Annotated in this window: 10 protein-coding genes; 7 read left to right on the top strand and 3 right to left on the bottom strand. The window is 74.3% G+C overall.

All coding sequences use genetic code 11. The features are described 5' to 3' along the window. A partial coding sequence (locus tag GTR02_RS15070; protein ID WP_166608313.1) for a S53 family peptidase occupies nucleotides 1-1412 on the top strand: 1412 nt, incomplete at its 5' end. Nucleotides 1413-1477: 65 nt separating this feature from the next. On the opposite strand, the gene purH is transcribed toward GTR02_RS15070, so the two are convergent. Genes purH through GTR02_RS24560 form a run of 3 tightly spaced genes read right to left on the bottom strand, consistent with a single transcriptional unit; the run spans nucleotide 1478 to nucleotide 4771 of the window. After that, nucleotides 1478-3082: a bifunctional phosphoribosylaminoimidazolecarboxamide formyltransferase/IMP cyclohydrolase gene (purH, locus tag GTR02_RS15065; protein WP_166608312.1), complete on the bottom strand. Its 1605-nt coding sequence runs from the start codon at nucleotides 3080-3082 to the stop codon at nucleotides 1478-1480. Continuing rightward, complete coding sequence (gene purN / locus GTR02_RS15060) at nucleotides 3082-3801, bottom strand: phosphoribosylglycinamide formyltransferase (RefSeq protein ID WP_166608311.1); 720 nt, start codon at nucleotides 3799-3801, stop codon at nucleotides 3082-3084. Before purN ends, purH begins: the two co-directional genes overlap by 1 nt. Nucleotides 3802-3856: 55 nt before the next feature. Continuing rightward, a complete protein-coding gene (locus tag GTR02_RS24560) occupies nucleotides 3857-4771 on the bottom strand; it encodes an SIS domain-containing protein (protein WP_205709347.1) in 915 nt (304 codons plus the stop codon). A 249-nt stretch (nucleotides 4772-5020) separates the two neighbouring features. Between GTR02_RS24560 and GTR02_RS15050 the strand changes: the two genes are divergently transcribed. The 6 genes from GTR02_RS15050 to GTR02_RS15025 are packed head-to-tail and all read left to right on the top strand — an operon-like array spanning nucleotide 5021 to nucleotide 10969. Beyond that, a complete protein-coding gene (locus GTR02_RS15050; protein ID WP_166608310.1) occupies nucleotides 5021-5788 on the top strand; it encodes a sugar isomerase domain-containing protein in 768 nt (255 codons plus the stop codon). A gap of 24 nt (nucleotides 5789-5812) precedes the next feature. Then, nucleotides 5813-7243 (top strand): N-acetylglucosamine/diacetylchitobiose ABC transporter substrate-binding protein, encoded by a 1431-nt coding sequence (ngcE, locus tag GTR02_RS15045; RefSeq protein ID WP_205709346.1) that lies wholly within the window; start codon nucleotides 5813-5815, stop codon nucleotides 7241-7243. After that, nucleotides 7244-8239 (top strand): carbohydrate ABC transporter permease, encoded by a 996-nt coding sequence (locus tag GTR02_RS15040; RefSeq protein WP_166608309.1) that lies wholly within the window; start codon nucleotides 7244-7246, stop codon nucleotides 8237-8239. It abuts the gene before it with no gap. A gap of 2 nt (nucleotides 8240-8241) precedes the next feature. Further along, nucleotides 8242-9129 carry a carbohydrate ABC transporter permease gene (locus GTR02_RS15035; RefSeq protein WP_240895775.1) on the top strand — a complete coding sequence of 296 codons (888 nt, stop codon included), beginning with the start codon at nucleotides 8242-8244 and terminating at the stop codon, nucleotides 9127-9129. Nucleotides 9130-9148: 19 nt separating this feature from the next. Next, nucleotides 9149-10150: a BadF/BadG/BcrA/BcrD ATPase family protein gene (locus tag GTR02_RS15030; protein WP_166608308.1), complete on the top strand. Its 1002-nt coding sequence runs from the start codon at nucleotides 9149-9151 to the stop codon at nucleotides 10148-10150. Nucleotides 10151-10204: 54 nt separating this feature from the next. Then, nucleotides 10205-10969: a VOC family protein gene (locus GTR02_RS15025; protein WP_166608307.1), complete on the top strand. Its 765-nt coding sequence runs from the start codon at nucleotides 10205-10207 to the stop codon at nucleotides 10967-10969. Nucleotides 10970-11113 lie beyond the last annotated feature (144 nt).

Below are 11113 nucleotides of genomic sequence, written 5' to 3'. Positions count from 1 at the left end.
CCCCGCCCAGCCCCGCGTTCGTCAACTCCGGCCCGTGCAGCACCTGGTTCGGGGAGAAGCTCGCGACGACGCTGCCGAAGGTCAAGGGGCAGTTCCTGCCCTATGCGCCCTGCGGCTACACGCCGGCGCAGCTGCGGTCCGCCTACGACGTGCAGGCGGTGCAGGACTCCTCCGCGAAGATCGACGGCCGCGGCGTGACCGTCGCCATCGTGGACGCCTACAACTCCCCGACGATCCTCGCCGACGCGAACACCTACGCGACCCGCCACGGTGACGCCCCCTTCGCGAAGGGCCAGTTCTCGCAGCTGAAGCCCGCCGCGTACTCCTACGGCTACGGCTACTCCGACCCGGTCAACGGCGAGGACCCGTGCGGCGAGCAGGGCTGGTACGGCGAGCAGACCCTCGACGTGGAGGCCGTGCACGGCATGGCCCCCGGGGCCACCGTCCTGTACTCCGGGGCGGCGAGCTGCCAGGACTCCGACATCGACATGGCCGTCCGCAAGGTCGTCGACGGCCACCTGGCCTCCATCATCAGCAACAGCTACGGCGACACGGGCGAGGACATCGACCCCGCGAGCATCGGCGCCGAGCACGCGACGTTCGTGCAGTCCGCGATCGAGGGCATCGGCGTCTACTTCTCCTCCGGCGACAACGGCGACGAGAAGGCCAACACCGGCTCGCGCCAGGTGGACTACCCCGCCTCCGACCCGTTCGTCACCGCCGTCGGCGGCACCGCCATCGGCATCGACGCCGCCGGCGCGCGGAGCTTCGAGACCGGCTGGTCGACCGGCCGGTCGGCCCTGAGCGCCAACGGCAAGGCGTGGACCCCGGCCTTCCCCGGCACCTACCAGTACGGCGGCGGCGGCGGCGTCAGCCAGCTGTTCGCGCAGCCGTCCTACCAGCAGGGCGTCGTACCGGCCTCGATCTCGACGTACTTCGGTGGCCGGCCCGGCCGCGCGGTCCCGGACATCTCGGCCATCGGCGACCCGAACACCGGCTTCCTCGTGGGCCAGACGCAGTCGTTCCCCGACGGGTCGGCCAGGTACAGCGAGTACCGCATCGGCGGCACCAGCCTCGCCTCGCCCGTCATCGCCGGGATCATGGCGCTGGGTGACCAGATCGCGGGCCGCCCGCGCGGGTTCGCGAACTACTTCATCTACGGCCTCGCGGGCACGTCGGCGCTGCACGACTCGGCGTCCTCGGCGGTGCGCGGCGTGGTCCGGGTCGACTTCACCAACTCCGTCGACGCCTCCGGCGGCACCACGACGACCCTGCGGTCCATCAACGACAAGCAGTCCATCTTCGTGCGCAAGGGCTACGACGACGTGACCGGCGTCGGCCAGCCCAACGGCACCGCGTTCCTGCTCGCGGCGGCCGGGCAGGCCCCGACCGGGGGTTCCACCTCCGACTGACTCCCTCCCCCCACGCACCACGGGCCCGGCCGCGAGCAGCGGACGGGCCCGTGGTGCGTGCGGCGTCAGTGCGCGAAGTGGCGCGAGCCGGTGAAGTACAGCGTGACCCCCGCGGCCGCGGCGGCCGCCACGACCTCGGCGTCGCGGATCGACCCACCCGGGGAGACGACGGCCCGGACCCCGGCGTCGATGAGGATCTGGGCCCCGTCGGCGAAGGGGAAGAACGCGTCGGAGGCCGCGACCGCGCCGCGCGCGCGCTCGGCCCCGGCGCGCTCGACGGCGAGCCGGCAGGAGTCGACCCGGTTGACCTGGCCCATCCCGACGCCCACGGAGGCGCCGCCCGCGGCGAGCAGGATCGCGTTGGAGCGCACCGAGCGCACGGCCCGCCACGCGAACGCGAGGTCGGCGAGGGTCGCGTCGTCCGCGGCCTCGCCGGCCACGAGGGCCCACCGCGTCGGGTCGTCGCCGCCCGGCTCGCCGTCGGCGACCTCGAGGGCGGCGTCGACGCGGTCCAGCGTCTGCACGAGCACACCGCCCGAGACCTGCCGCCACTCGGTGGCCTGCCGGCCGAAGCCCTCGGGCAGCTGCAGCAGCCGCACGTTCTTCTTCTGCTGCAGCACCTCCAGCGCCTCGGGGGAGAACGCGGGCGCGATGACGACCTCGGTGAAGACGTCGGCGACCTGCGCGGCCATCGCGGCGGACACCTCGCGGTTGGCGGCGATCACCCCGCCGTAGGCCGAGACCGGGTCGCACGCGTGGGCCTTGGCGTGGGCGTCGGCGATGTCGGTGCCGACGGCGATGCCGCAGGGGTTGGCGTGCTTGATGATCGCCACCGCCGGGTCGGCGAGGTCGAACGCGGCCCGCAGCGCAGCGTCGGCGTCGACGTAGTTGTTGTACGACATCGCCTTGCCGTGCCGCTGGACCGCCTGCGCGATGCCGGGCACGGAGGTCGGGTCGGCGTAGACGGCCGCCTGCTGGTGAGGGTTCTCGCCGTAGCGCAGCACCGCCGAGCGCGTGAGCGCGTTCCCGGTGACCGCGGGCCAGCCCTTCTCGTCGTCGGTGAGCGTCTGCTCGGCGAACCAGCCGGCCACCGCGGTGTCGTAGGCCGCGGTGTGGGCGAACGCGGCGGCGGCCAGCCGGCGGCGGGCGGTCAGGTCGAAACCGCCCTCGGCCACCGCGGTGAGGACGTCGCCGTAGCGCGCCGGGTCGACGACCACGGCGACGCTCGGGTGGTTCTTCGCCGCGGCCCGCACCATGGACGGGCCCCCGATGTCGATCTGCTCGACCACGGCGTCCGGGGCCGCCCCGGAGGCGACGGTGGCCGCGAACGGGTACAGGTTGACGACGACGAGGTCGAACGCCTCGACGCCCAGGTCCGCGAGCTGCTGCACGTGGTCGGGCAGCCGGCGGTCGGCGAGGATGCCGGCGTGCACCCGCGGGTGCAGCGTCTTCACCCGCCCGTCGAGGCACTCGGGGAACCCGGTGAGCTCCTCCACCGGGGTCACCGGGACCCCGGCCGCGGCGATCCGCGAGGCCGTGGACCCCGTGGAGACGATCGCGACGCCCGCGGCGTGCAGCCCGGCGGCGAGGTCCTCCAGCCCGGTCTTGTCGTAGACGCTGACCAGTGCCCGCTTCACGGGCTGCCTCTCGGCACGCGCGTTGTCCGCCATCAGCTCCGGATGGTCCCTTCGGGTCGGTGGTGCGTGGGGTCGGTCCCGGGCTGGTCCCGGTCGTCGTGGTCCCGGTCGTCGTGGTCCCGGTCGTCGGAGTCCCGGTCGTCGGGGCGGCCGGCGGCGCGCTGCTGCTCGCGGGCCAGCCGGGCGACGACGTCGACGAGCAGCACGCGCTCGGCGGCCTTGATGCGCTCGTGCAGGCTCGCCTCGTCGTCGTCGGGCCGCACGCGCACGGCGGCCTGGTCGAGGATCGGGCCGGTGTCGACGCCGGCGTCGACCAGGTGCACCGTGCAGCCGGTGACGCGCACGCCGTGGGCGAGGGCGTCGGCCACGCCGTGCGCCCCGGGGAAGCACGGCAGCAGCGCGGGGTGGGTGTTCAGCGTGCGGCCGCCGAAGGCCTCGAGGAGCGGGGCGCCGACGATGCGCATGAAGCCCGCGAGCACGACGAGGCCGGGCCGGTGCACCGCGACGGCGTCGGCGAGCGCGCGGTCCCACGCGGCGCGGTCGGGGTGCTCGCGCGGCGGCACGACGAAGGTCTCGGCCCCCGCGTCGGAGCCCCGGCGCAGCGCGGCCGCGTCGGGCCGGTCGGAGCCCACGGCGACCACGGTGAACGCCGGGTCGCGGGCGTCGAGCAGGGCCTGCAGCGTCGACCCGGACCCCGAGGCGAGGACGACGACGCGGACGGGAGCGTCGGTCGGGTCCTCGGGGGGCGGCACGTGCGGACACGATAGTCGTCCCCGCGCGCCGCCTCGACGGGCCGCGGCCCGCGGGTCAGCTGCTGCGGCGGCGCGCGCCGCGGCCTCCCTGGACCACGTGGTCCAGGGGGATGTGCTTGGTCAGGCGGCGGGCCGCCGTGGCCCGCCCGTGCGTCAGCTGGGCGACCCGCACGTACAGGCAGTCGACGATGAGCAGCTGCGAGTGCCGGCTGGCCATCGGGCCGTCGCGGAAACCCGTGGAGGACCCGGTCACGGTGAGGCTGACGTCGGCCTGCCGGGCCAGCGGGGAGCCCGGGTCGCGGGTCAGCGCGATGGTCGTGGCGCCGCGCCGGCCGGCCAGCTCGAGCGGTTCGCAGACCTCGCGGGTCGAGCCGGAGTCGGAGATGCCGATGGCGACGTCGGCGTCGGTGAGCAGCGCGGCCGACGTCGTCGCGGCGTGCACCTCGCTCCAGCTGCGGGCGACGCAGCCGATGCTGAACAGCCGCATCTCGGCGTCGGCCGCCATGGTCGAGCTGCCCCCGACGCCGTAGACGTCGATGCGCCCCGCGCACGCGATCGCCTGCGCCGCACGCTCGAGCGCCCGGTGGTCCAGGGAGCGGACCGTCTCGTGCAGGGCCCGGATGTCGGCGGAGCTGACGACCGCGACCACCCGGTCGAGGTCGTCGCCCTGGCGGATCTGGTTGCCCAGCGGGGACCCGCCCAGGAAGGAGTCACCGTCCCGCCGGCCGCGTTCGCGGGCGAGCTCCAGCACGAGCCCCTGGTAGCCGTCGAGACCCAGGGCCTGGCAGAACCGGGTCACGGCCGCCTGGGACGACCCCGCGCGGCGCGCCAGCTCGGCCGCGGAGCACTCCTCCACGAGGTCGGGCTCGGCGAGGACGAGGTCGGCGACCTTGCGCAGCGACGGCGACAGCGCCGGGCGCACCCGCTCGATGAGCTGCACGGGGTCCTCCTCGCGCACCTGCTGCGTCACGACACCACCCCCTCGTCCCCGCCGCGGCCGTCCACCCGGCGTCCACCCCGACGTCGTCGGCCCGACGCCCCGCCCGGCGGCCCCGCCGGGCGGTCACACCTCGATCTCGCTTGCCGGAAGTGCTTGACACCACCTGCGCCGCCTTGAATGCTTCAACCACCGCAACGCTAGAGGTTGAATGAGTTCACCGCAACGACATCCGCTGGACCGCCTCGCCGGTGGCCGGCCGACCACCACGGGGAGCCCGGAGTGCCCAGTTCCGCACCGCACGTGCAGGCGTTCCAGCACGAGGTCACCACGCGCCTGGCCGACATCACCGCCGACGCGGCCGCCGGCGGGCTCGACGCGGCGGTCCGCCTCCTGACGGACTGCATCGCCGCGGGCGGCGTCGTGCACGCGTTCGGCACAGGCCACTCCGAGGCGTTCGCCATGGAGATCGCGGGCCGGGCCGGGGGGCTCATCCCCACCAACAAGGTCGCGCTGCGCGACGCGGCGCTCCTGGGCACGCACGAGGTCAGCGAGCTGTGGGGGCAGCCGCCGCTGGAGCGGGACCCCGCGATCGCGGCGGACCTGTTCGCGACGATCGAGCGCGAGGAGCACGACGTGTTCGTCATCGCCTCGAACTCCGGCGTCAACGGTTCCGTCGTCGGGCTGGCCCTCCTGGCCAAGGAGCACGGCCACCCGGTCATCGCGGTGACGAGCCTGCTGCACACCGCGGCCGTGCCCGCCCTGCACCCCAGCGGGCGGCGCCTCAGCGAGATCGCCGACGTGGTGCTCGACAACCGGGCCCCGACGGGCGACGCCACCCTGAGCTCCATCGGCGACGTGACGGTCGGGGCCGTGTCCTCCATCACCTCCGCCTACATCGCGCAGCTCCTGACCATCGCCACGACCGCGGCGCTCACGGCCGCGGGCGCGGAGGCCCCGCTGTACGTCTCGGCCAACGTCCCCGGCGGTCACGACCGCAACCTCGGGTTCGAAGCCCGCTACGGAACCCGCATCCGCCGTTCCGCCTGAGAAGTCCGACCCCCGAGGAGAACCGTGAACCGCGAGTCCGACCGCGCCACCACCGACACCACCGCCCTGGCCCGCCGCCGCTTCCTGCGCCTGGCCTCCTTCGGCGTGCTCCTGCCCGCGGGCCTCTCCGCCTGCGCCGCAGGGGGCAGCTCCTCGGGCGAGGAGACCTCCGCCGCCCCCGCGGGTGAGGTCACCGAGGACAACCCCTTCGGCGTGCCGAAGGACACCGACGTCGACGCCGTCATCTTCGACGGCGGCTACGGCACCGACTACGTCAGCTTCGCGTCGACGGCCTTCGCGGCCGCGCACGGCGGTGAGGTCAAGGTGACGCCGTCGACGCAGATCTCCCAGCAGATGCAGCCGCGCTTCGTCGGCGGCAACCCGCCGGACCTGCTCGACAACTCGGGCGCGAACAACATCGGCCTGGCCACCATCGCCGCGCAGCTGAAGGAGCTCACCCCGCTGGTCGAGGCGAAGAACCTCGAGGGCACCGTCATCAAGGACACCCTCTACCCGGGGATGCTCGACGACGGGACGTACGACGGCAAGCTCGTCCAGCTCAACTACGTGCTCACCGTCTACGGCCTCTGGTACTCCAAGACCCTCTTCGCCGCCAACGGCTGGACCCCGCCGACGACGTGGGACGAGGCGCTGGCGCTCGGCGAGCAGGCCAAGGCGAAGGGCAAGTTCCTCTTCTGCTGGGGCAAGGAGGCCGCGACGTACTACCTCACGCTCGCCATCGACGGCGCCGTCAAGGAGGGCGGCGACGACGTGCGCACGGCGCTGGGCAACCTCGAGGCCGACTGCTGGAGCCTGCCCGCGGTCCAGAGCGTGCTGACCAAGATGGGGACGGCGGTCTCCTCCGGCTACTTCCGCCCGGGTGGCGCCGGCACGCAGTTCACGGCCGCCCAGGCGCAGTGGAGCCAGGCCCAGGAGGCGATCCTCTACCCGTCGGGGTCCTGGATCGAGAACGAGATGAAGGACCAGACGGCCACCGACTTCCAGATGACCGGCACCCCCTCGCTCGCGGCGAGCGCGTCGGCGTCCCTGCCCGCGACGGCCCTGCACGCGAGCGCGGGCGAGCCGTTCCTCGTCCCGGCCCAGGCCAAGAACGCGGCCGGCGGGATGGAGACGCTGCGCATCATGCTCTCCAAGGAGGCGGCGACGAACTTCGCCAAGACGAAGCTGTCCTCGACCGTCGTGCGGGACACCGTCCCGGCCGACGCCTTCGGCTCCACGGCCCTGGCCTCCCAGGTGGCCATGCTCGAGGCCGCCGGCGAGGACTCCTTCACGCACAACTTCATCGACATCTACGGCATGAACACCGACATGCTCGTGGTGTGGAACAGCTTCCTGTCCGGGCAGCTCGACGTCGCCGGGCTGACCTCGGGGATGCAGGAGATCACCGACAAGGTGCGCGAGGACGACTCCGTCACCAAGGTGACGGTGAGCTGATTGACGATCATCGGCGCCGCCCCCGCGACGGGGCGCCGGAGGCCCCGCAGCACGGGGCGGCGACGCTGGACCTTCGACCGGGTCAGCCTGTTCGTGGTGTTCCTCGTCCTGCCCTTCCTCGGGTACCTGGCCCTGGTCATCTACCCGTTCCTGCAGGCCGCGTACTACTCGCTCACGTCGTGGTCGGGCTTCACGGCCACGCAGGACTTCGTCGGGCTGGACAACTACGCGCGGCTGCTGGGGGACGACACGTTCCTCAAGGCCGTCGGCAACAGCCTGACGCTGCTGGTCGTCCTCCCGCTGCTCACGCTCGTCCTGAGCTTCGCGCTGGCCTGCCTCGTGACGTTCGGGGGTTCCTCGACCGGCGGGGTACGGGGGCTGAGGGGCTCCAGCTTCTACCGGGTGGTCTCCTTCTTCCCCTACATCGTGCCGGCCATCGCCTCGGGCATCATCTTCGCCGCCGTGTACGACCCGAGCGCGGGACTGCTCAACGGCATCCTCACGGGGCTGGGGTTGGGCACCGCGGAGGACTACCCCTGGCTCGGTGACGCGCGGACCGCGATGATCGCCACCGTCGCGGTCATCGTCTGGACCTTCGTCGGGTTCTACATGGTCCTGTTCGTCGCGGCGATCAAGGGCATCCCCGCCGAGCTGTTCGAGGCGGCCCGCCTCGACGGCGCCGGCCGCTTCCGGACGGCCGTCTCGGTCGCGGCCCCGAGCATGACGGGGGCGCTGCGCAGCGCCTACATCTACCTGGGCATCTTCGCCCTGGACGCCTTCGTCTTCCTGTCCGTGCTCAACCCCGCCGGCGGTCCGCAGAACTCCACACTGGTGATCACCCAGCAGATCTACTCGACGGCCTTCCGCCAGGGCCGCTTCGGCCTGGCGTGCGCCATGGGCGTGCTGCTCGCGGTCATCACCTTCGTGTTCGTGGGCCTCGTCTTCGGCGTCGGCAGGCTCCTCGGGCGCGAGAAGAAGGCGGAGGTCCTGCGGTGACCCTGGCCACGACCCCCACGGCGCCGCCCGCCGGCGCCGCGGCGCCCGGCTCCCGGACGCCCCGCGCGGAGCGGGCGGTCACCGCGACGTCGCACACGATCCTCAGCATCTGGACGGTCGTCATCGTCGTCCCGCTGCTGTGGACCGTGATGTCGAGCTTCAAGACCTCCCGGGAGATCTTCGCCTCGCCGTTCGCGCTGCCCGAGCAGTGGCGGTGGCAGAACTACGTCGACGCGTGGACCACGGCGGGGATCGGCCGCTACTTCTTCAACTCGGTCGTCGTCGTGGCCGGCGCCCTGGTCATCACCATGCTCACGGCCGCCATGAGCGCCTACGTCCTGTCGCGCTTCGACTTCCCCGGGCGCAGCCTGATCCGCAACCTCATCCTGGCGGGCCTGACCTTCCCGGTCTTCCTGGCCGTCGTGCCGCTGTTCTTCATCCTGCAGCAGCTGGGCATCCTCAACACCCTGCCCGGGCTGATCGTGGCGTACTCCGCCTACGCCTACCCGTTCACGGTGTTCTTCCTCCTCAGCTTCTTCGAGGAGCTCCCCGCCGAGATCGCCGAGGCCGCCTCGATCGACGGGGCCAGCGAGTGGCGCACCTTCTTCCAGGTCATGCTCCCGATGGCGCGCCCGGGGATGGCCTCGGTCGCCATCCTCAACGTCGTCGGGCTGTGGAACCAGTACCTGCTGCCCGTGGTCCTCAACTCCGTCCCGGCGAACTCCGTCCTCACCCAGGGGCTGGCGGCCTTCGCCTCGCAGGCCGGCTACAACGTCAACTTCGGCGCGCTGTTCGCGGCGGCCGTGATGACGATCCTGCCGGTGCTCGTGGTCTACGTGGTCTTCCAGCGCCGGCTGCAGGGCTCCGTCGCGGCGGGCAGCCTCAAGTGACGCGCGGGGCCCTCGGCGCGTGAGCGGACCGCTCCTCGCCGTCGACGCGGGGGGGACGAGCACGCGGGCCGTCGTCCTCGACGCCGACGGCACCTGCCGCGGCACGGGCCGCGCCGGGTCCGGCAACCCGACCTCCAGCGGCGCGGCGACGGCCCTGGCGTCCATGGCGCGCGCAGCCCGCGACGCCCTGGCCGCGGCCGCCGTCGCGCCCGGCCGGGTCACCGGGGTCGTCATCGCGATGGCGGGGGCCGAGGGGCCCCTGCCGTCGCCAGCGCTGGCGGCGGCCGTCGGCTACACCGGCCCGGCGGCGCGGTTGCGCCGCGTCGGCGACCTGCCGGCCATGTACTCCTCGGGGACCGCGGACGCGGTGGGCGCCGCCCTGGTGTGCGGGACGGGCTCGGTCGCCGGACGCGTGGCGGACGGGGAGCTGGTGCGCGTCGTGGGCGGCAGCGGCTGGCTGCTGGGCGACGCCGGGTCCGGGTACTGGACGGGCCTGCAGGTCGTGCGGGCCGTCGTGGCCCACCTCGACGGGTCGGGCGAGGCGACGTCCCTGACCGCCGCCGTCCTGGCGGCCGAGGGCGTCGCGGCCGGGGACGCCACCCGGCACGGCCGCCCCGAGCACCTGCACCAGCTGCTCGACGCGCTCTACGCGGCGCCTCCGCTGGCGCTCGCCCGCTTCTCGCCGCTGGCCTTCGCGGCCGCCGCGGGCCCCGCACCCGACCCCGTCGCCGCCCGCGTCGTCGCGCAGGGGGGCGACGCGCTCGCCGCGCTGCTGCGAGCCCTGCGGCTGCAGCCGGGCGAGACGCTGGTGGCCGGCGGCAGCACCTGGCGGCACGGGGTCGCCGGCTCGGGAGCCCCGCGCTCCCCCGCGCTGACGGCCGCCCTGGCCGGCCTGCGGGTGCAGCCCGCCGAGGACGGGCTGCTGGGGGCGGCGGTCCTGGCCCTGCGCCTCGACGGCCCCGTCGACGCCGTCGTGCACGAGCGCGTCCGCTCCTCGCTCGCCCGGCTGCGCGGCGGCTGACGCGCCCCGCTCGAACCGTGGACAGGGGGGTGGGGCAGGCGCTGGACTGGGGCGATGAGCACCCGCGACCGTCCCTGGCCCCCCGGCGTCCCGAGCTGGGCCGACCTCGCGGCGAGCGATCCGCCCGCCGCCGCCCGCTTCTACGGCGCCGTCCTCGGCTGGACGACGCTCGACGCGGGACCCGAGTCCGGCGGATACCTCATGGCGTCCGTGGACGGCCACGCGGTCGCCGGCATCGGCTCGTTCGGCGCCCCGGCCTGGACGCTCTACATCGCCACCGACGACGCCGACGCCACGGCCGAGGCCGCGCGGGCCGCGGGCGGGACGGTGCTGATGCCCCCGGGCGACGTCGGGGCGAGCGGCCGGCTCGCCGTCCTGGCCGACCCCAGCGGTGCCCCGTTCGGCGCCTGGCAGGCGCGCGAGCACATCGGCGCCGGCCGCGTGAACGAGCACGGGGCCCTGGCCTGGGCGGACCTGCGCAGCTCCGACCCGGCGGCGGCGCTGGCCTTCTACCGGCAGCTGTTCGGGTGGGAGTTCGAGCCCCTCGCGGGTGAGTACGGCACCGTCGCCGCCCCGGACCTCCCGACGCCCGTGGGCGGGCTCGGCCCCCTGTTCGGCGTCCCCGCCTCGCAGTGGCTCGTCTACTTCGGCGTGGACGACGCCGACGCCGCGGCCGCGGCTGCCGTCGAGGCCGGGGGCCGCGTCGTCGCCGCGCCCGAGACCACGCCGTTCGGCCGCATCGGGCAGGTGGCCGACCTGGACGGCGTCGTCATCGGCATCGTCGCGACCGACTGGAGCCAGGCCCCGGACCGGAGCTGAGCGGGCTACCCCCGGCGCAGCAAGCGCCGGAGGCGGGCCGCGACCGCGGCCGGCGCGGCCCGCAGCGGCCCGGGCGACGTCTCGACCGCCAGGCGGTCCGGCGCGGGGCCGCTCGCCCGGCGGGCCCCCGGCCCCGCGCCGGAC

Source organism: Kineococcus siccus (genome assembly GCF_009906795.1).
GTDB lineage: Bacteria > Actinomycetota > Actinomycetes > Actinomycetales > Kineococcaceae > Kineococcus > Kineococcus siccus.
The sequence above is the reverse complement of the archived record's forward strand: the minus strand, read 5'-3'. Positions and strand labels throughout refer to the sequence as shown.